Origin of the sequence: Nitrospira defluvii (genome assembly GCF_905220995.1) — a bacterium.
GTDB lineage: Bacteria > Nitrospirota > Nitrospiria > Nitrospirales > Nitrospiraceae > Nitrospira_A > Nitrospira_A defluvii_C.
Genome location: NZ_CAJNBJ010000020.1, coordinates 60,263 through 86,126 on the forward strand (window position 1 = coordinate 60,263; position 25,864 = coordinate 86,126).

Sequence of the window (25,864 nt, forward strand, 5' to 3'; positions counted from 1 at the left end):
GACGGTAGACAGGGGCGAGGTGTCGGAGTTCGAGGGAGAGTGGGTGGCGTTGATAGTGCCGTCGTCTTTTGTTGTGCAAGATTCGGCGGAGGAACGGGTGGCCGACACTGATTCCGACGAAGAGCCCGCAGATGATAATCGCAAGGATCGGAGCGTTCTGCATAGTGGTCTCCAGAGCTAGGGGAAAGACCAAAGGTGGGAACGGGGAGGCGGTCAGGTGTGCAAGAAACTGCGCCGCTCAAAGCGTAGGGGATAGCACGATGTGCATCGAACGTGCTCGGGCCTCTTTGGGGTGTGTGATTAGGGTTTGCATAAAGTATCCGTACCCATCGCCACGCTGAACCAGTTTGCAGTATCGATACGAAATTCCTTGAATGAATTCTTTGCCGGTCCAAATGTTGAAGCTGCCTGAGACGCGTACTGCTACGCGCCCTTGGTAGGTTCCTGACTTCTTGCCCGAGGGCACGTTGGCCTTGACCAGATCCCCGGTTTGAAAGCCGTTGACTAGTTTGTGACGCATCAAGTGGCAACGCGGAAAGCCGTTTTTGCTGAGCCTGGTGCGCTGATATCTTCCGCGCCCCGTGCAGCGAAGCTCCAAGGTGTTTCGCTGCCAGCCCTTCAGCACGCTGAACTCGCCCACACACGCTGCATCGAGGGCATGAGTCTTGGGCACATTGAGGCGCTGGCGGTTGTACTTCGTGAGACCACCCGAGGCCAACTCCACCGGTAGGCCGGTTGAGTGCAGCGCCTGGGCAAGAGCCCAGCGCGTTGTGTTGACCGCTGCCGCATCCTTGAGCGGGCGCTTGGCCTGGTCCTGTATACGGCGCAGTGTCTCGGGCTGGTGAGCCAGGAAGATTTCGATCGGCTGCGCAGCCTTCTTCTGGTTGCAACACTGGCACGCCAGCACCAGGTTGCTAATCCGGTTGCTGCCGCCCAGTGCCTTGGGTTGGAGGTGCTCAATTTGTAGCGGAGTGTCTTTGGCCTCGCAGTAAACGCACTGCCTGCCAAATTTTTCCAGCAGGTACTCTCGAACTTCGTAACCAGCCAGCGTGCCTTGCTGGTACTCGGTGCCGGAAATTTCTGGATTCTGCATCGCCTGCATGTCGAAGCGTACCAGTTCGCAACTGATGTCCTTGATGGGGGCAAAGCGTTGAAGGCGTTTGACCCAGGCCAGCGTGGTATCTATGCGGTGCTGTAGGCTGGGTGGAAGCCAACCGGCAGAGCGAACGCGATTAAGAATGCGGGGTGCGCGGTAGCGCAGGTTGCCTCTGCGCCGACGACGCATGTGACGGCGGGCTGTCAGTGACTCACTGATCTGGCGACCACGGTGCTGTAGCTCAAAAAGGCTCAGCACGGTAATAGAGGCTGGGGGCTGGTGCCGCACCAGCGCCATGCCCGTAGCCTTGCTGCCTGGATCGACTTTAAGGCGCACCGGCTGCACGATGGCTTCGGTGCGATTCTTAAGACGGATCACCAGAGGTACAGCGCGATGGACGACAGCCCGTCCTTCTTTGAGAAGTTGCCTGGCCCTGGCGGGGTGGCAGGGCATCAGTGTCTGTCCTTCTCTGTTCAACACAAAAACCTGTGATTGAATTGGATTACTCCTTTGTTCTCGCCTTTCGGCGGTGACGTGTGCCATGCGGCACATCTCCCCTCGACCATGTTGCAACCCAGCGTGGATGGCGGGGCCGTTTCGTAGCCACCCGTGCCTTGTCTGCACCGCCGCCTTCGAGTGCCTGGGACTGAGGAAGCATCCCAGGGTCGGTTCTTTAGCTCTAGTTGCAACGTAGATTGGGACCTACCCATTCTTGATCTGGTCAACCTCGAGCTTGCCGGGAATCCTTTCTGCAAGCTCCTTCCTTTAGGGGAGGGGCGGTTGACTACTCCTTAGAGGGAAGCGGATTCCAACCCGCCTGGCTGCTTCAAAGCCTACCTTCCTGAACGCCTTACACTGAGAGGGATGATTCTGTTAGTCCGCAGAATCCACGGGCGACGATCGATGTGTGGGGATCGTCTACCCACATGGCCGGGACCGGGACTCTGTCAGCGAGGGCCGATCTGAGTCCCGGTGGCAGGCCGACGCACTGTCTTAATGATGCTTGCCCTCGCGGATCAGTTTGTACTCGAACGCGGCGACTTCCAAGGTGGACCGCTTGGTTTGTGTAGACTCATCAATCCATTCACGGTAGTCGAGGGTACCGAGGAGGAGAACCTGATCGCCCTTCCGTAAGGCATTGGCGAACTCTTCGGGCTTGTCGCCACGGTATGTAAACGGCACCCAGTTGGTCTTCTTGGCCGTTTGGCCATCCTTCACGTAGTTCCGGTGAGAGGCCAATGAGCCGGTAACGATTATCCGGCCAGAGGTTAACGCGACGATCTCGGGATTCTGGCCGAGCTGACCGGCGATCTCGATTTTATTGGTGTCGCGATACGGTTTCTTCATTTCCTGTGGAGTCTGGGTGGATGTATTCATAGTTACCTCCTGCACACGTGATTCGTTCAAGCACCCTATGTGCCTGAATCGTGACGCTGTGATGCCTGCCCGCTGCGCGGGCCTTCGTGCGGCCTGGTGCGTTGTGCGGGTACGCGCTGTGGTGAATTGGTAGACGGAGTCATGGGGCCGTGTCTTACGTGGACGATGACGGGCGAGCCGGTGCGATAAGGGAATGGATGATCTGTCGCTCCGGATGTTGATTGAAAGCTTCCTGCGGAATGTTGAGAAGTGCGAACACGCCGCAGGTGACGGGGTCGAGTTGATAGGCGCGACCTGGCCACCTGGTCTCGATCGTCTGTACGACATCCTTGATGGGATGCTGTGGATCGAGCACGAATAGGTGTTGTTCGGTTGGGGCGTGCAGTGAGAGGTGCCAGACTTGGCAGCGGTCTGGCGTCAAGTTGGTGGTCTCGTTGACGACAGGAAGAGAGAATTGCCGTGGGCATAGGCCCTCGTGCAACAAATCCGTCGGTGGCTGCTTCTTGGCCAGAGCCTGCGTAATCTGGGCATAGATGCGTTGAGCACCTTGCGTCCACGAGGGGTGCGCGGGGAGGCCGAGAAAGGCGGCTTCCGATGCGCGTTTTTCATCATAGGTAAGCGGACGAGGAGTGGGTGAGGTGTCCATGAGGGGCCTCCTATTGGATGTGGGCGTGGCCGTTCATCGGATGGAGATAGACGTCGGTCACGAACACCGGCAGTTGTCATGCTGCCGGCGGAGAATGCGGCGGCCGTTGTGCGAGGGGTGTTGGCTAGGAGGCTTGGACGAGGGATGTGAGACGTGATGGCACGGGCTTGAGCTGTCCTCGCGAGGCGGTGGTACGTGCCAACACCCGGGAGAGGACTGCGTCCGATTCAATGGGACTGTCATGTAGCGAGAAGGTCATGGCCTGGAGAATGGTCGTCGCGTCGAGATGCAACCCATTGGCATTGGCTTCTTCGATGCATTCCCACAGAATCGGCTGAGGCCCGTGCTGTAGGGTGGCGAGTGCCCCGTGATGTCCGATGACGATCAGTTTGCCTTTGGCCCGGGTCAGGGCGACATTTATCAGTTTGTGCGGGGCCGCATCGTCATAGGCCCAGCCTAACATTGATCGGGTGGCATTCTCCGTCGTGACCGTATCGAAGATTACGACGTCGCTCTCCCGTCCCTGGAAACGGTGGATGGTGCCCACGCGCACCAGCTCATCCAGTTCTTCCAGGCGCAACAGTCGTTCGATGAGGTTGACCTGGGCGCGATAGGGACAAATGATGCTGACGGTCGGCAAATGACCGGGCGTGGAGAGGGCCTGTTGCGCCAAGCGGATTGCAAGTAGTGCGTGATAGAGGTTGAAAGGAGAGCCTTTTGCGTCCCGAACAGTGACGGGGTGAGCAGGTTCGGTGTTGCAGAAGATGAGGGAATGTCCTGGTGCCGGTGCGGCCTCAGCGGTCTGGCCGCGGTCCGTCAACGTGGACGGGGCGGAGACATAGCTGAGCCCAGCGCGTGCGTAGAGACGACGGCTGACGTTCGCGATGTCGGGATGCATGCGGTACTGCATGCTGAGGGGCACCACACGAGGATCTCGTCCTGAGGTGATCTGTGCGATATCGTAAATGCTCCTGGCCAGCCAGTGTTTGGTGGCCTGTGTCTTGGCCGAAGCAATGGGCGCCAGTTGCAGAAAATCTCCCACGATGATCACCCTCGAGGTGGCCAGCGCCAAGGTACAGAATAGGGCTGGGGCCAGGGCCATGCTGGCCTCGTCGATGATCACGGTATCGAAACGCTGATCGTCGAGTAGCCGTGAGGTGTAGGTCCGGGTCAGGGTCGTCGCAACGATCCTGCTACGGCGCACGAGGGCCTGTTCAATCTGAGCGATCTCGTTCTCAAGGCGATCGAGGGTGCCTTGTAGATCATGTCGGATGCCCTGCATGGCCTCATGGAGGGCGCAGAGTTGTTCGGGTGACCACGGGGCATCCGGCAATTGGTGGTCCTGGCGGAATTGTTCCATGACGCGATTGAGGGTGTCGATCCGGACCTGTGAGTGGAGCACCTGAGATTGCAGGGACCAGAGCGTAATTTCGTCGGCAGCCTGGTAGTCTCGGAAACACGCAAGGTCGTTGACGATCCGTGCTTTGTTGCCGTGCTCGAAGAGACGACGGAAGGCAGGACTGGCATTGAAGGCTCGAAGCTCGCCTTCAAGTTCTTGAATGGTCATTGCGCGCTCGGTGATGAGTCCGCGCAGACGGCGTTCATCCGTGTGGAGCATCTGGTGCCGCTCGCGCAATGTCTGTAATTCTCGCCAGTGAGTGTCCAGTCGTTTGGCGGAGTCGGCGCTGTGAGCGAGGTACGGCATGTCTCGATCCAAGTCCTGCAATTGGCGGCGAAGGGTCTTCGCGCGTTCTTCGAGCGGCAGTGTGTGGGTGAGCGCAACTGTCTCGAGATTGGCCATTTGGCACTGATCACTGCTGTCTGGACTGGGGGTGCCGATACGAATGACCTGATCGATGGCGAGATCGGGAGATCGGCTGAGCAGATGCTCCAGAATGTTGTCGATGGCCGTATTGGTCGGGGAGCAGATCAGGGTTCGCCCATTCTGCGCCAACAAGGCCTGGCTCAAGGCGGTGATGAAGGCGGTTTTCCCGGTACCAGGAGGGCCCAAGACAAATAGAAGATCTCGTTCGAGGGCATTGGTATAGGCCTGCGCCTGCTCGGGATTGAGGCCTGAGGCTTCCGGCAAGCGGTCGAGAGCAGTGATCGTGGCGATGGCATCAGGATCAAAGGCCTTGAGAGCGAGGGCGGTTCCGAAGGTGTCCGGTTGGTGGCTGATGGATTGCAGACGTTTGTCGAGGGCTTGCAGCAAGCGGACTGAGTCGAAGGTGAGATGTGCCGAAGGGATCGTCTCCGGGGCTTCGCCCTCGAACGCTAAGGCGAGGCCGTCTGGGGAAAAGCCAACGATTCGACAGGGAATGCGCTGGCTGATAAGGACCAGGGAAGGATTCGTGTCTTCAACGAGGTTGGCCGGAATCGGCTCAGATTGAAAGAGATAGTAGTGTGTTCGCCCAGTGACGTGTTGCCGTTGCCCGTCTGTGAGCGGGACGCAGATAGTTTCCTGACGTTGCCGAGGGGTGCGACTCTGGAGTTCGTCCTGGAGCGCGGTCCGAAATTGCTCGATGAGGAGGAGCGCGCGGGTCGACGCAGGCTTGCCACTGCGACTGGCATGGAGAGCGACCGGTGCTTGGGGCATAGGACCTCCTCGATGGCTGATAGAATGGACAACCCAGCTGCCCGACCTGCGCTCATCCTGAGCGCCTCGGGACACCTGTGAGGAGGTTGGGCGGTCGCACCGGTGAGGATGGGGAGTGAAGGAATCGTGGATGTTCGTGAGTCTGCTGAACTAAGCCTTCCTGCTTCGGTGGCTGTGTTTAACCAATATTGGGTCCATCTTGTCTCACGTACGTGGTCAACTCCCTCACCCTCGCGGTCAGTCTCGCTTGGTTTGTCAGTGACTTCTGCAATTCCGTGGATATGTAGAGAAGAGCTCCACGTAACGCCTTGATGGTCGCATTGGCTTCCACTAACTGGTCGCCAAGACTGCCAATGACTTCTTCCCCTTCAGTTCGTTCAAATGTCTCCCTCATCATCGCCCCTTCCTCGATCCGTTCGTCGTGACTGCGACTTGTTGTGCAAAGTCCGCCTATTAAGTTCACGAATATCCTGACCATCCAATCTTGTGTAGCAGGCGGACGTCGAGGGCTTGACTCGTTATTCGGTCTTGGATACCATGAGCACATATTCTTTTTCGTAGGCTTTGCCGAACCATCCTTTCTCTTGCGTTGTACTCGGTACAACGTCTCTGCATCCGCAGTCTAGTCCTTGTGAGTGATCATCACAGCTAGATTGCTTCTCTTCTGTCAGTGCTCCATCTTTCAATTCCATCGATCGGTCCACGTTAGGTTCACGCCATATTCCAGGTCTAACGTTCTCCTTGCTTCCTGTGTAGGCAAAGAGACTTGAAGACAGGATGTTTGGCGTGATCCTCTTCACCATGCATGAGCCATGTGCCCATGCTTCATTAAGGAGGTTTGTATGACGATGCGTGTACCTTGTCCGCCGGCGGTTCAGTGTCTGTGTCGCTCACGCGATACTGATCGAGACCGGGCTCTTGAGCAAACAGCTCGAACAGCTGTGCCATAGGGTTCGCTGACGCGAGTTCGCTGCGTTGAGTCCTTCCGTCTCGTCTCCTAACTCCATCGGTGGTACGTAAGCTGCCGTTTACGTATCGCTCCGATCACCGTTCAATCACATCACACACACATTCTAAACATGCTGCACGTGACGCAGGATCGCGAGATGCTGCCGTCAGGTGTCCGGAGGCGTCCATGTACACAAATCAAGCAGTCAGTGTGGACATGCGAATTGTCGGCAAACTGGTACTGGTGGATCTGCATGGATCCGGCGATGCATTGCAATTGGCATTTAACGATCTGGCGAATCGCTTTGAATTACTGATCGAGGCTGGGGCGCTGAAATGGTCGAAGGCAAGAGCGGATCATTTCGTGCTGATGCCGCAAAGCGATTGGACCTCGTTGGAAGTGATTAGCGAGACAAAGCGGCAACTGCGTCTGTGATGTCTCGAGCGAGGGCCTGTTCCTGTTCGGTGAGTGAGAGCGCTTGGGTGAGATGATTGACCTGAGAGAGCACTCGTTCGCTGAATCCTTCCAGTGCACAGAATTCACGTGATCCCACAAAACGCGCGTTGGCAATGAGTAGCTCCTGGCGGCTGTTCACAAAGGTGGAGAGCTGACGGGTGATCTCTAATTCCGGCGTGAGTCTCATGGTGTTCTCAGAGTGACTGAACACGGCGCCAACTCTAGCAGTTGGGTCGAGGGTGGTCAATGGGACGGCATGTCACGCACGATGCTGTTGGAATGCGCCACGAAGCACGTCTGAAATCAACACATCACAACATATACCATGACATGAAAGGATCTCATCATGACGACATCCCATCTGACATCGAAGCATGCAACGTTACGTGGACTTCTCAGTGCAGCCCCTCGCCGGACTCCCGTGGTGGATGCAACGTTGGTTCGCTCGGAGATGGCAAAGGCGATCGTCTCGGTAGTGGTTCAAGATTTCCAACGAATCGCTGCAGATCACGGTCGCTTGGTGCATGCCTGGGAACGACTCGCTCTGGAGGACCTGCAACGACTAATCTGGGAGCTGGAAAAACCACGTTATCAGGTGCATCCAGCACAATGGGCTCGTCTGCGCGCACGCCTGGCAGACTTGACCGATATTGAACGGCGCAATGCCAAGATGTTGAACGCTCGCACACCGTTCGAAAATCGTTACGACGACGATGACGATCGTGGTGAGACGTGGGAAGACATGGCCGAACTGGATTACACGGTGCCTGCTCCTCGTGGGACACGTGCTGCTCAAGCGACCGATGCGACAGTCGATACACCGCTGTGTCCCGACTGTGGCTCGTCGTCTGTGGTGGTGTCCATGATGACGGTCGGTGTCCATCAGTTAGATCTGAAAGAGGCGCATTGTCTGATTTGCGCGTGGCGTGTCGAACTCGGACGCAAACCGAGTGCGACGGTCGATGTGGAATCGGATCTTGAGCTGGAGGATCACGGAGACGGAACGCTTGTGGGGCCGATAGACGAATCTGAAGAATCAGCAGACGATGACGAACAGGACATCGTGCCGAGCAGCATGACCGGCGAGGAGGAGACTCAACGCAGTGTGGTTGAGGACTTTGAGACGCAGGATATGGAGAGCGCGGAAGATCCTGTAGATCAGCTGATGACCTTGCAGAATCGCTTTTGGCAAGACTGGACGGTCAAGCCCCTTCGTTGCGCACTATTAGAGGGCACGATGCGTGAACGACTGAGTGGGGAGCGGCTTGATATGATTTGGGCCGTGGCGTCCACACTCATGGAATCGTGCCGGGGGCTGGGTCGCGCAGAGCAACAGGAAATCGCACGTTGGCTGATGCGAACGTCGACCGAGGAGTTGCGCGCGTTTCTCCCAGAGTCGGAATTGCCGGCAGAATTGGCTCAGCCGGAACGTATGTTGGTCGTGCCGTCTGTATCGACGAAGATACAGAAGTGGCAGCTAGCATGTCGGCTGGCATTGAGACGATTCCGAGTTGCCAGCGCGGGTGTCAGAATTTTGGCCCCGTCGTTTGGTGTCTCACCGGACGTATTTCGAGCCGCGAGTGCCTAGTGCCCGTGTCGATAGGGGAGCAGCAGAGGGAGCGCGTGGTTTCTTGGAGCGCACGCCTCTCTCTGTGCCCTTGTCAACTATGCCTGGAGGCTTTCATGAATGTGATCGACACCATCATCAACGAGATTGTCCAACACATACACGGATCGAGCTGCATCCCTGAGACGTATGAAGCCGCCTTCGTGACAGGCGTCTGGGAGAGAGCGCAAGCCCTTGAAGCCCCGCTTCGAGATGAGCTGCTTTGTCGGACGGGCGTCACTCAGGACTCGCTGAAGCAGGTTCGTGAAGAAGCTGCCGATGCGCTCTATGAGGCTCATCGCGCATTGTATGGGACAGCGTGGGAATGGTAGTTTTGGACTAGAACTCCTTACGCATGGCCCCATGTAAGGACCGACACCAGTACATGAGGGGAGACACTTCGTTGTGGAAGACGCGAGTTCCTTGGAACTCAGTGCGTCTTCCCGGAAGTGCTCCCCTTTTTTTTGCCTTGCCGCCGGCCGGGGCTTAGGCAGCCTGTCGGTGTATCGCCGGTGGCATCAGTTCGATGTGGTCGGTGACAATATGAGTATACGTCAGTCCGGTGTGCGAGGAGGTGCGGGTATCCAAGCGCCCTGTAACCTTGACTGTTTGGCCCTTCGTCAGGGAGGGGAGCTGGTGGTCGAGTGTGTGGTCCCAGATGCAAACGGAGAGAAACAGTGGTGGAGTGTGTCCAGGACGAGTGGTCTGAATAGGCCGGTCGATCGCGACGCGGAGATTGGTTACCCTGCGTGCGCCGACTGAGGCGCGCACGGGAGTGGTCGCGACACGGCCAACGAGTTCGACGTGAGCATAGGTCATGAAAAGACTCCTTCACATGGTTGAGCGGAGGGATGTGCACTGCCGTATCACTAAGGGTGAGACTAGGCTGCAGGCACGTGGGCGGCCTCGCGGTTGGCTGGGAGTTGCCCGTAGGCCATGGCGATGTGTTTGAGCGCGGATTCTGTCAGCCCATAGTCCGCGGCGAGGATGCGGCAGCCAGCCTCCTTGTTTCGAAAGCGTTTCAGACTGTGTCCGAAGAAGCGAATCAATGGTAGCAGGAGTTGATCGGTTGGGAAGAACAACCCGGGTTCCGGATGCGCTAAGCGTTCGTTGCTGGCGTTGGGATCGCCAGCCAGGATGGCGAGGTCCTCTTGTGGAAGCCCATGGAGCCAGCTTGTGATGGCCTGCGCGTCGGTCGGAGAGAGGTGGTGTGGGGTGGACGTGAGGATACGCCCGGCCGCAACCCAGACCGGCATGCGATTGTCGTGGGCGTCGAGCTCGAGGATGGCCTGGTTGAGGAGGGCCTGTCGAAGTGGGTGACGGCCCTGACAGAACAGGGCATAAGCCGGTGCGTGGAGCTTGTCTTGCAGATCAGGCAAGTCCACGTCGCTCTCGTCGTTCGGGATGTCGTCTTGGGCAATCTCATGGGAAGACTCATAATCTAGATACTCAAACGTGTCGATCTGCGTGGTGTCGTCGAACAGATCCTCGCTGTCCTGGCCGCTGTCGAGATCGAGGGCGTCGTCGTCAGCTTCGGCCTGCTGGCCGTGGTCTACATAGCAGGCTCGCGCAACTCGTTCTTCGTTCTGCGCGATATCCTCGGCATCGAGACCGGGCAGCTCGGGGGCATGTTCTCGATAAATTCGGTGCGAACAGCAGAGGCATTTCAGGGTATCGGCATCCTCCTGAATATAGTTGCTCTGAATGCTGACTTTGCACCTGGGGCAAACGAGGTCGTTTCCTGATGCGCGCGCTGGGGTGGCCTGTGCTGATTGGGGAGTGGTCAGATGCAAGCCGTGGCAGGAGGGACATTTGCCTCGACCGGCGCGTGCGAATGCACCTGGTCGAACTTCTTTTCGGAGTAGCACCTCTTGGATGCCACAGAGTGTTAGCAACCGCTGTGCATCGAGTTGGAGTACCCTTCGCCCGTCTGGGAGGACCATGAAGGACGGATCCGATGTCCGGCGAGAGCTCTTCGTGATGAGCGGGTATTGGGGGGCGGGATTCTCGTCGTCGAACCTGGTGCCTCGGGAGAAGACCTGATCGCGGTCCTTCAGGGACCAGGCGTCCATATGGGCCTGAAAGAGGTGATCAATGAGGGTGATGGCTTCTTCCTCTTCCGCCTCGGTGGTGACGAGAACGCGGTCTGGAAGTGCGGGAAGCCAGGATGTCTCAGAGTTGGCATGGGAACCGAGAGTAGAAAGCTGCAGCTCGCGAAGATCCTCGATCGAGAGGCACTCCACGGAGGAGTGGGCCTCGTACAGGGCGCGGGCTATCTGGGCGTGCGTGATTTGGGCAGTGGTCATGATGAGACACTCCTTGTTAAGACTTGGATGGGCACGTCGCGTGGATGTGAATCCGTGGGTGTGGTGATTAGGTCGTCGTCTTGTCCTTCGGCCGCGACAGGAATTCGAGGTCGGAGGGGTGTTTCACGTGGAGATAGTAGGTCCGTTGGATGCGGTCTTGTTTCTTGAACGTTCGTGACTGTAGCTCCCCACGGACGCGTACCTCTTGGCCGACGCTCATGTGTTGATGGAGTTCCGGTGAAGCTCCGGTGACCTTCACATCGAGGAACATGGGATTGTCGATTTTGTCTGAGGGGGCATCCGAATGAATGGCGAGGGAGAAACAAAGCATATGGCCGTGTCCGGTGTTGTACTGCATCATTTCTGGTGGATGGGTCAGTCTTCCGGAATACAAACTGAAGTTCAAATCGCGCTTGCCTGACATATGAGCTCCTTCGGTGGGAGTTGACATCCTTCCTGGTTTGAATGCCAGGAATTCCCTCGTGTCTGAACTGATCACCGAGAGGGGTTCGCACTTCGACGCCAGGTGGCTCGTCGTCCTGGAAGACGGCGAGTACTTCTCCCAGCTCCATGCGCTGACACGGTCTGTCCAACCGCCAAGATATTCTGTGCGGCGTTGATATCCCGATCATGGGCGGTCCCGCACGATGGACACGACCATGCACGAATCATCAAAGGCAATTTATCGACGACGTGCCCGCAGCCCGAGCACGTCTTGCTCGACGGGAAAAACCGATCGATTGTGACGACCTCCTTTCCGTATCGTGACGCCTTCGCTTCGATCAAGCGACAGGCTGAACCGATCGCTGCATCGCTCAATGCTCGAGCTAGGTGGTGGTTTTTCACCAGGCCGCGGATGTGGAGATTTTCCAAATAGATCCGGTCGAACCGTTTCACTAGATTGGTGGAGAACTTGTGTAAGGCATCCCATCGCGCGTTTCGAATTCGTTCATGCAGCAATGCCAGCCGTTGCAGTGCCACGCTCCGCCGCCGGCTGCCTTTCTGCTTCCGTGAAACACGCCGTTGTAACAGAGTCAGCCTGTGCTGGCGTCGTTCAGCGTGGTGTGGATTGTCGATCTTGTCGCCGTTGCTCAGCGTTGCGAGAGACGTCAAGCCAAAATCAACGCCGACAGCCTCGCCGGACTTGGGCCAGTCTAGGGGCTCTATCTCCACGACCAGCGAAACAAAGTACTTGCCAGTCGTTGTCTTGATGATTCGGACCGAGGAGGGCATCGGCAGGTAGTCGCGCGTCCAGCGTATGTGCAGTCTGCCTATTTTCGCAACGGTCAGGGTCTTGGTGAGTGGATCAAACCGAAAGCCACGATGTGTATAGTTAGCTGACTGACGCCTGGATTTTTGCTTGAATGTCGGATGAGCCGCACGGTGCTCCAAGAAGTTCACGAAGGCTAACTGGAGATCGCGCAAGCTCTGCTGCAGGGGCACGCTGCTCACCTCCCGAAGCCATGCAGTCTCGGGGTGACCTTTGAGCTGCGTCAGCCGCGCGTCAGTTTCAGCATAGCCAATCCTGCGTCGATGCTGCACGAGCCCGTCACGACGGAGCGCCAGCGCCCAGTTCCAGACATAACGGACGCAGCCGAATGTCCGCGCCAACTGGAATGTTTGTTCCTCCGTCGGGTAGGCACGAAAGGTCCAGCGTTGCTTCATGCAGACTCCCCTCGAGAATATGTGTATGTCGTTAAGAAGCCTGAAGAGCAGTCTTCTACGTCCTTAAGGGCAGGGCCTCCCTGCCATGAACGATTCGGTGAGTAGGGTCTGCCACGTAAGACCACGACGTATTCCGCTCTGCCCGCGGAGCGGGCCACGTGTTGAGGGGAAGCTGTCTGGCCTAGGAACATCGGAGCGCGTCGATTATGATCAACGCGGTGCGTCGGAGCTGGGGGTGCAGGCACGAAGGAACCCGGGAGGACGTGGTCCACTGCGAGAAGAAGATGTCGAACCACGCCATCCGATGGGCATGGTCAGCAATCGCCGCGATCTGGACATAGCATGCGCGGACGACGAGATCGGTAAAGCCGCATTCCACTCCTGTCCGGAGCAGAAGTGCGAGCGGGTGTGGTGACGGCGGAGCCATTGAGAGACTAGCTGGGAGGGTCAAGTCGAAGTGTGCCTTTAGCGAGTTGAGCAAAAAGGTGGGACTCACGGGCCAGTTGTTTCGGATCTCCCTGGTGAAGGTGCGCGAGACAGTCCTTCAGAAATTGCGAGGTGAAGGGATCTCGCAGTAAGGCGGTTTCAACCAGGTGAGGGTCTTCGAGCGCAATGCGACACAGGTGTTCGAGATGCATAGTCTCCGTAATCTACAATCCTGTCTCTGTATTACAGGACAACTATGCATCGATGCGGACACGATGATGCGAGGGCGTGTAGGAGTGTTGCACCCATCGACATGGGATGCGGGGGATTAGCGCGTCGCTTGCGAGGTCTGTGTCCGTTGGAAGTGCGTGAGGCGATCCTTAAGCAGGACGCCGAGAAAGAGGCTCCACCCGATGAAGTTGAAGCCAATCAGAACTGCGGTGTCGAGATCACAATGTAGATCCATTGCGTCCTTCCAAATACCACGCGGTGAGAAAGAAGGCTAGACCAGCCGAAACCGCTAACACCAGTTTATACCAGACCCCGTTAAATGTCACCAATGGGACAAACACCCCGAACAGGGCGATGCCCTTGCTCAGATCGTAGATGGTTCGGATCCCGCTGTCGATCTGATTGGAATTTGGGGGCCAGAAGGGGTGATGTCTGGGAATAGAGCGGCGTTGGAAGGGACAACGGATCGAAGGTGTCATGGCACCCTCGATGGGCCGCTGCCAGCCACGGGTTGTTGCTCAATCCAGCGTCGCCGTGCCCCCTTGGCATCAGGATGGCACTCCCGACACCGCCAGGCATCCCAGAAGGCTTGGCGCTCGGTGTATTCAGATTCAGGGATGTCCCAACAGAGCGCAATACCACAACAAGTACAGATTGGGGTTAGGCCACCATCAAGCGTGCTCGCGATTTTTGTGACGCCCATAAGGAGCCTCCACAGAACGATTGGGATTCACGAACACGCACTCACTGCCCGCTAGAGCGGGCCTGAGTAGCAGGAATTGGCCAGCGCTACCAGGCCGCGCAGGCGTCGTCGCAATAGTGCTGCCACTGGGAATCAGGTATGAAGTCGCACCCGCAGTTCCGGCATTCCCGTGTCGTGTCTATCCAGCTATCTGGACAGCCGGTTTCATGACAGGGCAGTCCATTCACGCGAAGCATCTGACAAGAGGAACAGGAATAGCGCCGCCGGAATCGTCCTGTTACGGGATCGCGCATAAGTGCATGCATGGTTGTGCTCTTTTGATAAATGCTGCGTCGAGAGGAAGGAACGGCAATCAACACCACCAGCCGATGGAAGACAGTTTGCTCATCGAATGGGGCTACCTTGACTCCATCCTGCTTCAGCTATATAAGTGCTGAAATTCTTCAGACACGTAGCAACCACTACTCTTATACGTTGACTGCTATAGGAGGTATCCGCGATGAAGTCTTCCCTACTGGCAATCGGGCGACAAACGCTTGGTTATCGCATACGACTGCTGATGCCACTTCTGCTGTTCATATCAGTGATAGTGACAATCGGGACCGCTATTGCCGATGAGGTCGGACCTGGACAAGCAGTACGTAAGCAAGGACAGACACTCGGAGTCACTATTCGTCAGGTCACCGCGATTCAGGTCGAGCCTACTTCAGTTACCGTGGCGCCACATCCAGGTATCAAAGGGGATAGGCCATCCTGTGCAACAAATGCAGCTATTTTCGCGATTAACCCCGCCACCGCGGGGGGCCGCGCTGCAGTGGCGTTGATTGTATCGGCCGCCTCGAAGGGACGAAGGTCGACCTTTGGGGCACAGGTGCCTGCAACAATGCTGTGAAAAGTGACGCGGAAGAACTCGAAGCTATCGTACTGAGATATGGTGAATAAGGTATTCCGATGAGACATTACCGTTATTCATGGAAAATGCATTTCTTGTACTCAATTGTTCTGCTCTTTGTCGTGGTCCCAAGCTTCTTCGCGGACGAGGCGTGGAGCCGCGACGCGTGGAGTGACGCAGCACACTTATGTCATGCCCCGGATGGGTTTGCTTTTGCTTCCAAGGGACCGATTGATACCAAAGTATATCCAGACGACTGTGATGATGGAGATTCAACCATTTTTAATGGGTTGTTGTGCGCATCCGGAGATAAGCGAGGATGTGAGGCAGTAAAGCGGTCGCTAACGACTGAAGCTGGGTTAGACGAGAGCAGGATGTGGCGATCACCTCGCCGAGCGCAGACGAATAATCTTCATCGAGAAAACGGAAGTGTTGTAACTGGAGATAGCGGGGAGCACAAAACCTTCTCGCCGGACCAGGAATTGGGACTCTTGCTGTACGCAGTCACTACAGGGGACAAGAGCTCGTTGGAACGATGGTTCAACTGGCTCGATCACAATAGACCATGGGCGGACGAAGGTCTTAGGCTACATAACGTTCCTCGATATTGCCATCACCAGAACTGCACAATGCGTCCGATAGATCGTGATATGGATGATGCCGTTTTTAGGGCGCTTGGCGGTGAGTCCCCCGATGGCATCCGTAACTATAAGCTAAACGCGACCCTCCTCACCCTTCCCATCACAATGGTAGTTCCCGGTGTCCAAACGATTCTCCAGCTGTATTTGAATATGAATGTCGGCGACAAAATTTATTACGAAGCCACTCTCAATGCGCCTAACTTCCCCACGCATTTGTCAGCCATTCGGGCATGGTTGTTGGTCAAAATTCAGCATCCTAATCAAGGTCGTGCTAAAGAAACCATCGCAATGATCGCGAACAAGCAGCCGAAGAATCCCTTCTACCAGTATCTCCATGAGGGAGCGACGCCAAAAGTTGCCGCGCTTGTAAAGAAGTATTGCCCAGCACCAAGTCAATCGCGAGGTGGTGACCTAGGCCATTGGACGTGGGAATCTGATTCATCTGATTGGAAGATCCCTGCCAAAATCGATAATGGCAAGCCTAGCAGTATGCTATGGGACTGTATCTTCATGCGCAATTTGCTTGGGGATCATGGGAAGGGGCTTGGGATACAGCATACTGGGACAGAGAACGCTATTTCTGGGCTTCTTCTGGGAGAATAGGTATTCAGTGAGACCAATCTCTTGTGCACATCCCGTTGCCCAACTTAGTGACCCGTCGAGGGAGTCGGCGGAAGTTGTCATTGTACGATGGCAACACGACCTGCTGTAGATCCAGCCTTACGTTCCGCCTCGACTGCGAGAATCACAGTGCTCGCACACTCACTTCGACTTTCAACAGATCAACCCACGCTGTGGGCTCAGAGTCTGTCGAAAACTAGCTGTTCGGACACCTCCCGCTGTTGCGTTTCGAATCAAAGCCCGTGAGACGTCGGAAGAACCTTCGTAGTCATCTTAGGACGTATATGTGGGAGCGTGTTGCGTCAGTGGTCCGTGGTCCGCGAAGGAGAAATACCTACCGTTGCCGATCACCACATGATCGAGGAGTGCGATGCCGAGGAGCTGGCCCGCCTCGGCGATCCGAGTCGTGAGGGCCCGGTCTTCGGGGCTCGGTGAGGGATCGCCACTCGGGTGGTTGTGAACGATGACCAGGCAAGCCGCGTTCAGGAGAATGGCACATTTAAAGACTTCTCTAGGGTGGACGATCGTGGTGCTGAGTGTGCCCATTGCCACATGATTCATCCCGATGGGCACATGTTTTGTATCGAGAAAGAGAGCATAAAGATGTTCGCGATCTTGGTTTTCGCAGATGTCTTTGAAGTATCGGTAGACGTCTTCCGATGACTGGCACCGAGTCTTGGCGTGGAACGTCGATGCGGCCTCTTTGATAAGACGGATGGTGTAGCGCGGAACGTCGTAGATCCCGAGCTGGTGTTGATCGAGAGCAGTCTTCACGGGCGATCCTCTCCTCATGGTAAGCCGGTGAGTGCGAGCGAACGCTGGGTTTCGTGACGCTACCCTGTCAGGCGATGATGTGCGGCGCGTTGCCGGCGAAGCATATATATCCCTTCTCGAACGATGTAGACGGCCAAGAGCACGAGGCGCCCACCGAGCGCGAGGATCAGGAGCAGGCCAATCCCACCACATAGAAGCGCAAGGGTGACGACTAGCAGTGCGCGGACGTTCAGGAGATCAAAAGTGTGTGTTGCGGTCTCTTCTAAGTGAGGTCTCTGAAACGAAAGCTGACTGCCGACTGGACTGATCTTCCACGATATCGGCGTGCCACCTGTATTCCGCTGCGTCTCAACGGTGCCTCTGTCGTATGGACGAGGTAACGGCGTACTTGGGAGCGGAGGCGTCGAGCGTCCGGAGGAGCAGCCAGCATCTGCCGCACGCTGACAGAATTGCTTCCAAACGGCCGGAATGTACGCGGTGGACCCGTTGTAGCCGGCAACGGCTCTCCAGGTGCGACCATGCTTCTGGATTGAGGTCTGAAGGATCAAACTCGAGGCGTAGAGATTCACACATGGTTCTAGAAGATCGCGAGACTGGATTTGGTGGTGTCTGGCCAGCCAGCCCAGGTGTTGTGAACTGATCTGAGCGATCCCGATATCAACATTGGGAGCGGTCTGGAGAAGACTTAGGAGCATGGCGACCGCATCCTCCTGGCGACGTGGAGCATAACTGTGTCGTCTCCCAGTTTGGTCGCTCCATCCCAAGGCCCAGGGGTGACCTGCCGACTCGGTTTGGACGATCGCATGGAAGAGGTCAGGATCGATGGCGAGGGTTTGGGCATAGTGGATGAGGCATTGCTGCCACGATGCTCCCGTGAGCGGAGCTTCCGGTTTGGTCTGTGCCAATGTTTGAGAAGGAGATGCGGGTAATATGAGAAATAGCGTCAACGAGATAGCCGCGTAAGCCTGACGACGCATGGCAAGTCTCCCTCTTGTGAATGGGTGGTACGCGACCATCCTTCACTCTGCGTGCGACGCACGCCTGAGGCCGATTCTGGTACGAAGACACTGATGGGTCGTGAGGTGACGTCTAGTTGGCGAGAAGAGATGCGAGCTGGGGACGTGTCTCACATCTGTTGAAGGCGAATGGCCGACGCTCAGGGAAGCATGAGCAGGAACTCAAGCAGTAGAATGCAGGAAGAGAAATCGATGATCGACCACGTGCACAATCGCTGCTTGGACTTGCTGCCAGCTTAGCTGACCGAGACCACATCCTGGGTGCGGACAATACAGCCGGTCGATGCGTTCACGTGTGAGAATGAGCTGGATGTGCTGCAGGCTATTCTGGATAAGGGCGAGGTCAGACGCGGTGCGAAAATGATGTTTGGTGGGCAGGGTCATGATCCGCATGGAGGGAATCGATGTGGGAATGTTGCCGAAACGGCCTAGATGGGTTCCTAGCAGCGAGGGCAGGCTAGGAAACCGGTCCGCGGCCTGTTTGGCAAGCCCCGCTCCCATGACGCCATGCCCATTTGTTCTTATCACCCCGTTTGTTGTAATGGCGATCCAAGAACCCTGAGCATGAACATCCCAGAGTTCGCCGTGTGCTTCGAGGACTCGCATACTCTCCCTCCCCACTGGGTGACAACCAACACATTGGCTCGCAGCGCGAGCCAGTACCGGGTGGGTCGGTCGGCACCGGTTGCGTGCTGTCAGCGTATCTCACTCACCATCCAGGAAAGACCAGCTGCAGGTCCTCGTGATCGACGGCATCGTTGATGGGAGGAATGAGCGAAATCTCTTCAGGTATTGGCGTGGCGACTGAGAGGAGCGAGGCTTGGTTTGTGAGGCCATGTTCCGCGTCCGTGCCATGGAGGATTTCTTGAGGCAAGGGGAACGCGAGCCAGGGGGCGTAGAGAGCGCCGTTGATGAGACATGCCGTGCGGACCAGTGCATCCCTTTCGATCCCGTAGAGCGAGAGGCTGACGTTCGATGCCAGCAGGAGCATCCTTCCGGTTCCGGATCCTGCGGGATCTGCAATGGATTTGACCCGCAAGGCGTTCCGTGCGGCTGGGGAGAGGCTGTCGGCGTCGGGAAGCATCATCCGTACGATGAGCTGACAGACGCTCATGGGGGTCGGATAGAACCCGTTTGGATTGGCCCACGGCCCACGGCCGATCCCCTCCGCGATGATATCGCCCCAATAATCGTAAGGGTGGAGTACCAATTCTTGGAGATTGACGGCTTGGTAGAGCGCGGCTTGCGTGTTGTCCGCGAGCGACGGGGGGACGTGGTTAAGTTTTAAAGAGAACGCAATCCAAGCAATGAGATTGGTGAGGCCTGTCCAGCTGGACTGATGCTCTGCGGCGAGCGTGACACAGCGTTGCAGATGCGTGAGTGTGTCTCGATGGGGGGTGTGGAGAAATTCAATCTGCGGAATCGGGGCGTCCGGAATCCGTCTCTCGTGAAGTATGTCTAAATGATAGCCCCATCGATTTGGAACCCTAGGCAGCACGCGATGCCCTTCCCAAATCATTGGTAGGGCCCATCCGGCATAACGATAGGCTGGGATCGGGTCATCTAACCGTGGGAGACGTCCCTGCTCCCGCACAAACTGACAGAGTTGTGCATACGACAGAAAGTCTGAGTCGACCATAGCCTGGTACATCCCATTAAGCGACGGGTTAGTGATGCAGTGGAGACCGGAACGGTGGACGAACGCAGATGTCTGGGGTGAAGAGGCGCGAAAGACGCTTGGCTGATGCTCTAGGCTGGTTCCGCCGGCTGAGCCAGCAGAAGCGAATCGATGGCTTGTCGTAGCGCCCGGAAGCCGAAGGGCTTCTGGAGGAATGGCCACGCGTGGGACTGGTCTGGTGGTTCCGCGGGGCGCGGATCCTGATCGGCTGACATCAAGATGCCCTTCACTTCCGGTTGCCGCTGGCCTAAAGCGCGAATCAACTCGACACCTGACATCCCAGGCATTGAGTGATCAGTAATTACGAGATCTGGGTGGGTTTCGTTCCAGGCATGCAGTGCTTCTTGGCCGGAGCCTGCTTCGACGATGATATGTCCCGCCTCTTCAAGCATCGTCCGGAGACAGGCTCGGATGTCTGAATAGTCGTCAACGATCAGAATGATGGCCATGCGAGGTCTCCATGGCTGAAGGGTGTTGGAACAGGGCCAGCGTGGATTGAGTCAACGATTGAATACGGGTCCAGAGTTCCGCGGCCCGTACATGGCGTGGACGGTGCCGGGCGGTTCTGAGTCTGACGCGGTCTGCAGCCGTCCACTGCTTGGCTAAGAGATCCAGAGTCTGATCGATCGTGATCGATTGAGTGTGATGGTGTTTCGACATGATTGAGTGAGTCCTCTTCTGAATGGGGACATGGTCCCTGGAACATCGGATGCCAAGCGGTTAATTGGGCTTGGATTGGGTGATACCGTCCGGAGCGTGGTCCTCAATCTCAGCTTTGATCTTCGCGATGCCACTGCTGAGAAAGGCAAACAGCTGGTTCCCTCGTTGAATGGCCGTGCTCAACTCATCGATACTGATATCGCCTTTCGTGGCTCTGGCGGAAAGCTCCTCCAATTCCTTAAATGCAGCGTCATAGGACGTGGGCAGTTGGGGGTGGGACGTGTCTTCATTACTCATGCGAAGGCTCCGTGTGAAGGGTGGTGGCGATAATCCTGCCGTCCTGAATGTGAATATGTAGCTGCGCTCCCGCCATGACCGTCCTACGAGAGGTCACCATCCGTCCCTGATTATCAAGGACATAGGCATAGCCTCTGGCAAGAAGATGTTGTGGGTCTGAGAGGGTCAAAGCCTGGACGAACGCGGTGATGGCGCCCTTTATGATATCGACGCGCGAAAGTCCGGCGGTATGCAGGCGTACCAGTGTAAAGGCGTACCCCATGGACAACTGTGAGAGCGCTTGTGTCAGGCTAGCGGTCAGGCCGTATCGAAGGGTTCTGCCTTGCTGGTAGCTGGCTTCGAGGCGATCGCGGAGTGCGCGCTGGAATCGCTCATGGGCGTGCTGTGACGCTGTCGCGTGAGCCTCGATCGTGGTCCGGGCGCGTTCCCAGAGGGCATGCCGGGTGAGCGTGAGTGCATGAGTCCATTCCAGCAACGTGTGTCGAGTATGGGCATGTAGCGTTGCATGGGTCGTGAAGAGACATTCGCGGATGCGGTCCAAATGGCTGACGAGGTGCTGCCCGGCAGCGGTTGGCGTAGACAAAGCCTTCGCCGCCACCTCGTCACAGATCGACCGATCGAGGTGATGGCCCAGCCCTGTCAGGACGGGTTTGCTGGCTGTCGCCACGGCGCGGGCGACGTCGAGGGTATCAAACGCCACCAAATCTATTTCATTTCCGCCTCCCCGCGACATGACAATGACATCGAGCGGTGCGGTGTGTGCGGCGACATCTTGGAATGCCTTGAGAAGCCCTGGGATCGCTCCGACTCCTTGGACGGCAGTGTGGAAAATGGTGGTTTCAAACCGGTACGGACTGCTGTGCAGGACATTTAAGATATCGTGAACGGCGTCACTTCCTTGCTTGCCGATGATGCCGATTCGCAATGGGAATCGTGGCCATGGAAGGCTGGCATTGCGAGTAAGGAGGCCCTCCTCTTTGAGGGTGCGAAGAGCTGCTTCCCGTTGTTGCTGTCGCAATCCAAGCATGCCGATCGTGCTCAGCTGGTGAATGAGCACATAGATCGTGTTCTTATTGGCCCAGTACCCCAGCGTGGCCTCGACGACGACCTCGACTCGAGAATCCCGACTCAGCAGGTCATGGCCGAACTGTTGGCCTTGTTCGAGCACCTTCCTGATGACCGCCGGTTCCCAGATCATGGCATCAATCGCCATATTGGGATTGTCTGTGTCCGCCAGGGTGACCGAGAAAAAGCCCTTTTGCCCCTTATTGGCCTGGGGTTTGATCCATTGGGCTTGGAGCAAGTACGTCTGCTTGGTCAGCATCGGCGCGAGTTGTCGACGAATGCGTTGCGAGAGCATCCCAATAGAGAGAATTGGCTGTGGCGTTTCGGTTGAATGAGTAGATGGAAGAGACATCGTCACGGTTCTCAGGGCTGTGTCAGTGCTCGGTTAGCGCGTCGTGGTATCAGCGAGGCGGTTGCCCTGCGCGTGAGCGCCATCCGGTTAGTAAACATCCGTCGTCACTCATCCATCAGGAGGTGTCTGTCTTCGGCACACTGACATCAGTGTCCGTCCGTGCCCAAGATCGGCCGGACGCCATGGCTCTGTGGAGTTGGATGGCCCAGGGGACCCCCACAGTTGCGGATATAAAGGACCGAAGCGCGAGGGCTTGTTCAAGATATCGAGGAGACCGAGTCCAATCGCCCCGAGCGAATAGAACACGGCCGTCCAGCCGATGCTCATTTCCAGCAGGATGATGGTCGTGGCGTCGAGCAGGATCAGACTCGTGAAGGTGTACCCTAACCGTTTCGGCTCGAGGAGCCGACAAAGCTGGTTGGCAAAAAGAAAAGCTGCGATGATCGTCATGCCAACGCCAAACGAGTCATTGTCCGCTGTGGCCATGGCTTCCTGACGACGGCAGAGCATGAGCATCGTCGCGCTGCAACTCAGGGTGAGTATTTGTCAGCGTAGGACGCTACCCCACTGGGGATGAAGACGAAGACCCATAGCCTTTGGGGTGTGTTCGCTTAGGCCTCGTGGTCCTGTATCGTGCTCGTGCCGGCGTGGATCACGGCCAGTTGCAAGCGAGTCAGCCGTCGACCTTTGATCCCTTCCCGTTTCATGATGGCTTTAAGGGCCTCATTTGCAGCCAGCCGTAGATTACTCGCCGAGATTCTGATGTGTTGCCGGCTGTGCTTGACCAACACTTCAGGGAAGATGACCGATACGGCGTAATCCTTTTTCATAGCGCCTCGTGAGTCGAGGGAACGGCTTGGGTGCGAGACTTCAACTCCGTACGGCTCGCCCCTTTGAGAGCAATCAGGGTGCCGGGATTGGGAAGTTGGGCATTTGCTGTACAAGTCCAACAGAGGTAGTGCCCGTCCGGAAACCTGCAATGTGGCATGTCGTGAGTTGCCCGCGGCCTCGGCATATAGCTTTGACAGGGGAACCTGGGATCCCGCTCACCGGGAACTCCGACAGGGTTCCCTCGGAACTCTGTTTTCCACCGTCGAAACGCAAAGAGACAGAGCCATCTCCAGAACATGGCTTGAAGCGAAATGGATTCACTGCGGTACTCCAGCATCTCGTTCCGGAAGTGGATCGAGAAAGTGGTTGCGCGAGGCATAGGGGTGGTGACCTATTCCAAAGAGGACGTTCATGTAGATGTATTACTGACTGCTAAGGTCCCTACGATGTGTCAGAAGATGCAGACGCAGGTGATCGCATCCATGGGAAAGGAATGAGGGCCTTAGAAACGTGTGAGGCGATTACCGGATCTGGCGCTGTAGTGTAATGCGACGGGGCTTGCGGGCGAACGCTAGGCGGGAACAAATGGGGAAATTTTTATTTTTCCCGCATGCTTGCGCATCTCGGTACTGTCATGCCAAGCCTGCATCTGAAGCAGCATTTCCATCTTCAGACGAAAGGCCTTCTCCAGCCGCAATGCCATTTCAGGAGAGAGAGCCGCTTTTTCATGGACGAGATCAGAAAACGTGGCTCGGCGTACGCCTAAGATCTCAGCCGCCTTGGTCACACTCAAGCCGAGCTCGTCCAAGACCTCCGTCTTGATGAAGCGTCCTGGGTGGGGAGGCGTCATGCCAATTGTCATTCCTCTCCGTGCCATTAGTGATAGTCCTCCAAGTCTAACAGGTCGACATAGCCATGCTCTTCCTGGAACGTGATTCGCCAATTGCCCGAGGTCGAGATGCTCCACGTGCCCTTACGGTCTCCCGAAAGCTGATGCACTCGCCAGCCAGAAGGGGCTCCGTCTCGGAACATCCGAATATTCTCAGCGACGATCAAAGCTGTCAGTATGTTCCGTATCCGGTCCACCAGGTCTGGGCGCAAGCCGCTTGATTGATCACGCTCGACGAAGCGTTTCAATCCACGATGGCGCACGGATCGAATGATCATTGTTTAGAGTGTACGGTAAAACAGTACATCGCGCAAGCCTTATGCGCAGTGAGAGTGTGCATTGCTGAGATTTGTGATGAGTCGAACTAAGAAAGGATGGGAGACTGCCTTAGAGTGGATCTGGTTGTCTGAGGCTTGATCGATGCTGTCCGTCGGCCATTGCGTTTCCGGATGGTGATTTGCTTTTGCAGGATCGCCTGTTCCCAGGTGTCCTCTGCGGTATGAACGACAGCCCTCCGAGTTTGTGACAGCGCACTCCAGATGAAATGACAGAAGTCCCAGCGTCTCGCTTCGTCTGGGAGCTGGGCAATGTGGTCGAGGAGGGAGCGTTCCCCTCTCTCATTCTTATCCTCCGCGATGAGCCAGCCCTCTCCGCTTCCGTTAAACCATCGCAGCGCAATTTGCCGATGCTCTGGACGGATGAAAATATCATAGCGGTAGGAGTCGCCAGTCCACTTTGTCTGTTTGCTAAAACTGCAGGGTCTGCCTGGTCCGAAGCGTGCGGAGCATACGTGTGTCCATTGAGTGGGATCAACTTGGATCGCAACATACCGGTTTCCGTAAGGCGGATGGAGTAGATATCCAGATTCTTCAATCCTCATCGTTGGAATGGGAGGTTGGTTCATACGTCCTCATGTGTCGAGGTTGAAGGAATGCGCTGTTCCTACGTGGGTGATAAGGGGTGGAGATAGCGTCGGCAGAGATCGAGGGGGTATCCAGTACGCGAGTGATACTCTACCGGCGTTTCTTGGTACCGTGGAATGTCGGGAAGTGGAATGCCCGAGAGGATCTGGTATTGGTGGCGCGGGAGTGCGGGATTGTCGCTGAACTGATAGATCTTTCTTCCGTGCTGTTCAATGAAAGCCACGCAAGTGTCTCTACTGAAACTCCGAGGGAGCCGATACCGTTCGAGAATGCTCGCCCAAAGTACGCCGTGTGCATAGAGATCAAAGCAGAGTGTATAGAGAAAATGTGGGTCCCCAATTGGCAGGAGGGGGACGTACAACGATCCGTCTGGTTGAGGTGTCACTTCTCGGACATGTGCATAGACAATTGGCGGTTCCGGTTTATGTATCGACTTTGTTGCGGGGAGAGACTGGGCTGTCCGGATGTGCGCGCATTCGGTTCGTCCGTAGGTCCAATGTGGACAGGTGCATTGCCAGTCATTGGCCTGACTTCGAGTGACGGTATAGCAAAGTCCCGGCTTGGAATTCGATGCGATGGAGAAGGATTCGGCGTGAGGCATACAGCCTTCCTGTGCGACTTGAGCTTGACTGGGGGGAAGCGAATCAGACTCCTATGGCGGCAGGATCTGTGGAGCGGCTGCTGTCTGAGGCATGAGATGCGTTGGTCCCGTGATGGGAAAGCCTCACAGCCTTCTGACCTACCGAGATGCAGTGAAATCAAAAAAGGAAGCGGTAGCCGGTTCAGTCGGAGCGGGGTTCATCCACCAACTGGGACCTTCCAATGATGGTGCGTATGAGACTGTGAGGTCGATACATCGACCACGGTTGCTAAGTTGGTCGAGGATGTCCTCCTCACTCGCAAGATACTCGCTATCGGTGAAGGTCTTACATTGAAGATGGGGCATCGGTGGGGCGATCCCAGGAGAAAGCGGAGCGGGTGGGAGATACCCGAGAAGGTAGAGCAGGACAACGGTCGATATGGTTGGCATAGTGCCTCATCAACTCAATGGACACCATTCTATCGAAGCGTGTGAGCCGGGGCAATCCGACCTTTGGGCTTAGGGATGGGGGTCGTCTTCCACTGGAGAGGCTGACAAGCTCACGTCGGTGTGAGGCCGTTCACTTTC

General features: G+C 56.6%; 27 protein-coding genes and 1 pseudogene. 5 read left to right on the forward strand and 23 right to left on the reverse strand.

Annotated elements, in window-relative coordinates; all coding sequences use genetic code 11:
• Positions 1 to 238: 238 nt before the first annotated feature.
• The 4 genes from iscB to KJA79_RS20875 form a co-directional block, all read right to left on the reverse strand.
• Entirely contained in the window at positions 239 to 1,639 is a 1,401-nt protein-coding gene (iscB, locus tag KJA79_RS20860; RefSeq protein WP_213044029.1) for an RNA-guided endonuclease IscB, read from the reverse strand.
• A gap of 450 nt (positions 1,640 to 2,089) precedes the next feature.
• Positions 2,090 to 2,473, reverse strand: coding sequence for a single-stranded DNA-binding protein (locus tag KJA79_RS20865; RefSeq protein ID WP_213044030.1), 384 nt, complete (start codon positions 2,471 to 2,473; stop codon positions 2,090 to 2,092).
• A gap of 154 nt (positions 2,474 to 2,627) precedes the next feature.
• A complete protein-coding gene (locus tag KJA79_RS20870; RefSeq protein WP_213044031.1) occupies positions 2,628 to 3,119 on the reverse strand; it encodes a hypothetical protein in 492 nt (163 codons plus the stop codon).
• A 124-nt stretch (positions 3,120 to 3,243) separates the two neighbouring features.
• The gene (locus KJA79_RS20875; RefSeq protein WP_213044032.1) at positions 3,244 to 5,715 is read right to left on the reverse strand and encodes a DEAD/DEAH box helicase; all 2,472 of its coding nucleotides are present in this window, start codon (positions 5,713 to 5,715) and stop codon (positions 3,244 to 3,246) included.
• 1,135 nt (positions 5,716 to 6,850) lie between these two features.
• On the opposite strand from KJA79_RS20875, the gene KJA79_RS20880 reads away from it, so the two are divergent.
• The gene (locus tag KJA79_RS20880; protein ID WP_213044033.1) at positions 6,851 to 7,099 is read left to right on the forward strand and encodes a hypothetical protein; all 249 of its coding nucleotides are present in this window, start codon (positions 6,851 to 6,853) and stop codon (positions 7,097 to 7,099) included.
• Here KJA79_RS20880 and KJA79_RS20885 read toward each other — a convergent pair.
• On the reverse strand, positions 7,068 to 7,331 hold the full coding sequence (locus tag KJA79_RS20885; protein ID WP_213044034.1) for a hypothetical protein: 264 nt from the start codon (positions 7,329 to 7,331) through the stop codon (positions 7,068 to 7,070). The genes KJA79_RS20880 and KJA79_RS20885 overlap by 32 nt on opposite strands.
• A gap of 135 nt (positions 7,332 to 7,466) precedes the next feature.
• On the opposite strand from KJA79_RS20885, the gene KJA79_RS20890 reads away from it, so the two are divergent.
• On the forward strand, positions 7,467 to 8,708 hold the full coding sequence (locus KJA79_RS20890) for a hypothetical protein (protein WP_213044035.1): 1,242 nt from the start codon (positions 7,467 to 7,469) through the stop codon (positions 8,706 to 8,708).
• 95 nt (positions 8,709 to 8,803) lie between these two features.
• Positions 8,804 to 9,058: a hypothetical protein gene (locus tag KJA79_RS20895; RefSeq protein ID WP_213044036.1), complete on the forward strand. Its 255-nt coding sequence runs from the start codon at positions 8,804 to 8,806 to the stop codon at positions 9,056 to 9,058.
• Positions 9,059 to 9,212: 154 nt separating this feature from the next.
• Here the strand turns inward: KJA79_RS20895 and KJA79_RS20900 are convergent, their stop codons facing one another.
• The 5 genes from KJA79_RS20900 to KJA79_RS20920 form a co-directional block, all read right to left on the reverse strand.
• Positions 9,213 to 9,545: a single-stranded DNA-binding protein gene (locus tag KJA79_RS20900; protein ID WP_213044037.1), complete on the reverse strand. Its 333-nt coding sequence runs from the start codon at positions 9,543 to 9,545 to the stop codon at positions 9,213 to 9,215.
• Positions 9,546 to 9,607: 62 nt separating this feature from the next.
• On the reverse strand, positions 9,608 to 11,032 hold the full coding sequence (locus tag KJA79_RS20905) for a hypothetical protein (protein ID WP_213044038.1): 1,425 nt from the start codon (positions 11,030 to 11,032) through the stop codon (positions 9,608 to 9,610).
• A gap of 67 nt (positions 11,033 to 11,099) precedes the next feature.
• Positions 11,100 to 11,456, reverse strand: a complete 357-nt coding sequence (locus KJA79_RS20910) for a single-stranded DNA-binding protein (RefSeq protein WP_213044039.1) — start codon at positions 11,454 to 11,456, stop codon at positions 11,100 to 11,102.
• Between the two features lie 71 nt (positions 11,457 to 11,527).
• Positions 11,528 to 12,697: an RNA-guided endonuclease InsQ/TnpB family protein gene (locus KJA79_RS20915; RefSeq protein ID WP_213044180.1), complete on the reverse strand. Its 1,170-nt coding sequence runs from the start codon at positions 12,695 to 12,697 to the stop codon at positions 11,528 to 11,530.
• An 875-nt stretch (positions 12,698 to 13,572) separates the two neighbouring features.
• Complete coding sequence (locus KJA79_RS20920) at positions 13,573 to 13,833, reverse strand: hypothetical protein (RefSeq protein ID WP_213044040.1); 261 nt, start codon at positions 13,831 to 13,833, stop codon at positions 13,573 to 13,575.
• Between the two features lie 1,766 nt (positions 13,834 to 15,599).
• On the opposite strand from KJA79_RS20920, the gene KJA79_RS20925 reads away from it, so the two are divergent.
• Positions 15,600 to 16,193, forward strand: a complete 594-nt coding sequence (locus KJA79_RS20925; RefSeq protein WP_213044041.1) for a hypothetical protein — start codon at positions 15,600 to 15,602, stop codon at positions 16,191 to 16,193.
• A 291-nt stretch (positions 16,194 to 16,484) separates the two neighbouring features.
• Here the strand turns inward: KJA79_RS20925 and KJA79_RS20930 are convergent, their stop codons facing one another.
• Complete coding sequence (locus tag KJA79_RS20930; RefSeq protein WP_213044043.1) at positions 16,485 to 16,985, reverse strand: JAB domain-containing protein; 501 nt, start codon at positions 16,983 to 16,985, stop codon at positions 16,485 to 16,487.
• A gap of 53 nt (positions 16,986 to 17,038) precedes the next feature.
• Here KJA79_RS20930 and KJA79_RS22885 point away from each other — a divergent pair, with 53 nt between their 5' ends.
• Entirely contained in the window at positions 17,039 to 17,179 is a 141-nt protein-coding gene (locus tag KJA79_RS22885; protein ID WP_246507834.1) for a hypothetical protein, read from the forward strand.
• 294 nt (positions 17,180 to 17,473) lie between these two features.
• Here the strand turns inward: KJA79_RS22885 and KJA79_RS23420 are convergent.
• The 12 genes and pseudogenes from KJA79_RS23420 to KJA79_RS20990 all read right to left on the reverse strand — a co-directional run.
• A pseudogene (locus tag KJA79_RS23420) lies at positions 17,474 to 18,001 on the reverse strand (lytic transglycosylase domain-containing protein); the annotation flags it as partial.
• A 162-nt stretch (positions 18,002 to 18,163) separates the two neighbouring features.
• Positions 18,164 to 18,607 carry a macro domain-containing protein gene (locus KJA79_RS20940; RefSeq protein ID WP_213044046.1) on the reverse strand — a complete coding sequence of 148 codons (444 nt, stop codon included), beginning with the start codon at positions 18,605 to 18,607 and terminating at the stop codon, positions 18,164 to 18,166.
• 103 nt (positions 18,608 to 18,710) lie between these two features.
• On the reverse strand, positions 18,711 to 19,640 hold the full coding sequence (locus KJA79_RS20945) for an SAM-dependent DNA methyltransferase (protein ID WP_213044047.1): 930 nt from the start codon (positions 19,638 to 19,640) through the stop codon (positions 18,711 to 18,713).
• A 110-nt stretch (positions 19,641 to 19,750) separates the two neighbouring features.
• Positions 19,751 to 20,128, reverse strand: coding sequence for a response regulator (locus tag KJA79_RS20950; RefSeq protein WP_213044048.1), 378 nt, complete (start codon positions 20,126 to 20,128; stop codon positions 19,751 to 19,753).
• Positions 20,106 to 20,339: a hypothetical protein gene (locus KJA79_RS20955; RefSeq protein WP_213044049.1), complete on the reverse strand. Its 234-nt coding sequence runs from the start codon at positions 20,337 to 20,339 to the stop codon at positions 20,106 to 20,108. Before KJA79_RS20955 ends, KJA79_RS20950 begins: the two co-directional genes overlap by 23 nt.
• A 60-nt stretch (positions 20,340 to 20,399) precedes the next feature.
• Positions 20,400 to 20,636: an exodeoxyribonuclease VII small subunit gene (locus KJA79_RS20960; protein ID WP_213044050.1), complete on the reverse strand. Its 237-nt coding sequence runs from the start codon at positions 20,634 to 20,636 to the stop codon at positions 20,400 to 20,402.
• Positions 20,629 to 21,996, reverse strand: coding sequence for an exodeoxyribonuclease VII large subunit (xseA, locus tag KJA79_RS20965; RefSeq protein WP_213044051.1), 1,368 nt, complete (start codon positions 21,994 to 21,996; stop codon positions 20,629 to 20,631). The genes KJA79_RS20960 and xseA overlap by 8 nt, the downstream gene beginning before the upstream one ends.
• Positions 21,997 to 22,161: 165 nt before the next feature.
• Positions 22,162 to 22,539, reverse strand: a complete 378-nt coding sequence (locus KJA79_RS20970; RefSeq protein ID WP_213044052.1) for a hypothetical protein — start codon at positions 22,537 to 22,539, stop codon at positions 22,162 to 22,164.
• A gap of 125 nt (positions 22,540 to 22,664) precedes the next feature.
• Positions 22,665 to 22,883, reverse strand: a complete 219-nt coding sequence (locus KJA79_RS20975) for a hypothetical protein (protein ID WP_213044053.1) — start codon at positions 22,881 to 22,883, stop codon at positions 22,665 to 22,667.
• 572 nt (positions 22,884 to 23,455) lie between these two features.
• On the reverse strand, positions 23,456 to 23,746 hold the full coding sequence (locus KJA79_RS20980; protein WP_213044054.1) for a HigA family addiction module antitoxin: 291 nt from the start codon (positions 23,744 to 23,746) through the stop codon (positions 23,456 to 23,458).
• Between the two features lie 14 nt (positions 23,747 to 23,760).
• Positions 23,761 to 24,051: a type II toxin-antitoxin system RelE/ParE family toxin gene (locus tag KJA79_RS20985; protein ID WP_213044055.1), complete on the reverse strand. Its 291-nt coding sequence runs from the start codon at positions 24,049 to 24,051 to the stop codon at positions 23,761 to 23,763.
• Between the two features lie 664 nt (positions 24,052 to 24,715).
• Complete coding sequence (locus KJA79_RS20990; protein WP_213044056.1) at positions 24,716 to 24,919, reverse strand: hypothetical protein; 204 nt, start codon at positions 24,917 to 24,919, stop codon at positions 24,716 to 24,718.
• Positions 24,920 to 25,864: the final 945 nt, after the last annotated feature.

Bases quoted from the DNA above. Each gene is read 5' to 3' on its own strand.
- KJA79_RS20910 (WP_213044039.1), bottom strand. From the start codon at position 11,456: ATGTCAGGCAAGCGCGATTTGAACTTCAGTTTGTATTCCGGAAGACTG.
- KJA79_RS20940 (WP_213044046.1), bottom strand. From the start codon at position 18,607: ATGCGAGTCCTCGAAGCACACGGCGAACTCTGGGATGTTCATGCTCAG.
- KJA79_RS20915 (WP_213044180.1), bottom strand. From the start codon at position 12,697: ATGAAGCAACGCTGGACCTTTCGTGCCTACCCGACGGAGGAACAAACA.
- KJA79_RS20865 (WP_213044030.1), bottom strand. From the start codon at position 2,473: ATGAATACATCCACCCAGACTCCACAGGAAATGAAGAAACCGTATCGC.
- KJA79_RS20960 (WP_213044050.1), bottom strand. From the start codon at position 20,636: ATGAGTAATGAAGACACGTCCCACCCCCAACTGCCCACGTCCTATGAC.
- xseA (WP_213044051.1), bottom strand. From the start codon at position 21,996: ATGCTCTCGCAACGCATTCGTCGACAACTCGCGCCGATGCTGACCAAG.
- KJA79_RS20920 (WP_213044040.1), bottom strand. From the start codon at position 13,833: ATGACACCTTCGATCCGTTGTCCCTTCCAACGCCGCTCTATTCCCAGA.
- KJA79_RS20875 (WP_213044032.1), bottom strand. From the start codon at position 5,715: ATGCCCCAAGCACCGGTCGCTCTCCATGCCAGTCGCAGTGGCAAGCCT.
- KJA79_RS20980 (WP_213044054.1), bottom strand. From the start codon at position 23,746: ATGACAATTGGCATGACGCCTCCCCACCCAGGACGCTTCATCAAGACG.
- KJA79_RS20975 (WP_213044053.1), bottom strand. From the start codon at position 22,883: ATGAAAAAGGATTACGCCGTATCGGTCATCTTCCCTGAAGTGTTGGTC.
- KJA79_RS20970 (WP_213044052.1), bottom strand. From the start codon at position 22,539: ATGGCCACAGCGGACAATGACTCGTTTGGCGTTGGCATGACGATCATC.
- KJA79_RS20900 (WP_213044037.1), bottom strand. From the start codon at position 9,545: ATGACCTATGCTCACGTCGAACTCGTTGGCCGTGTCGCGACCACTCCC.
- KJA79_RS20985 (WP_213044055.1), bottom strand. From the start codon at position 24,051: ATGATCATTCGATCCGTGCGCCATCGTGGATTGAAACGCTTCGTCGAG.
- KJA79_RS20925 (WP_213044041.1), top strand. From the start codon at position 15,600: ATGGATGATGCCGTTTTTAGGGCGCTTGGCGGTGAGTCCCCCGATGGC.
- KJA79_RS20905 (WP_213044038.1), bottom strand. From the start codon at position 11,032: ATGACCACTGCCCAAATCACGCACGCCCAGATAGCCCGCGCCCTGTAC.
- KJA79_RS20890 (WP_213044035.1), top strand. From the start codon at position 7,467: ATGACGACATCCCATCTGACATCGAAGCATGCAACGTTACGTGGACTT.
- KJA79_RS20895 (WP_213044036.1), top strand. From the start codon at position 8,804: ATGAATGTGATCGACACCATCATCAACGAGATTGTCCAACACATACAC.
- KJA79_RS20945 (WP_213044047.1), bottom strand. From the start codon at position 19,640: ATGGTCGACTCAGACTTTCTGTCGTATGCACAACTCTGTCAGTTTGTG.
- KJA79_RS20880 (WP_213044033.1), top strand. From the start codon at position 6,851: ATGTACACAAATCAAGCAGTCAGTGTGGACATGCGAATTGTCGGCAAA.
- iscB (WP_213044029.1), bottom strand. From the start codon at position 1,639: ATGGCACACGTCACCGCCGAAAGGCGAGAACAAAGGAGTAATCCAATT.
- KJA79_RS20950 (WP_213044048.1), bottom strand. From the start codon at position 20,128: ATGGCCATCATTCTGATCGTTGACGACTATTCAGACATCCGAGCCTGT.
- KJA79_RS20955 (WP_213044049.1), bottom strand. From the start codon at position 20,339: ATGTCGAAACACCATCACACTCAATCGATCACGATCGATCAGACTCTG.
- KJA79_RS20870 (WP_213044031.1), bottom strand. From the start codon at position 3,119: ATGGACACCTCACCCACTCCTCGTCCGCTTACCTATGATGAAAAACGC.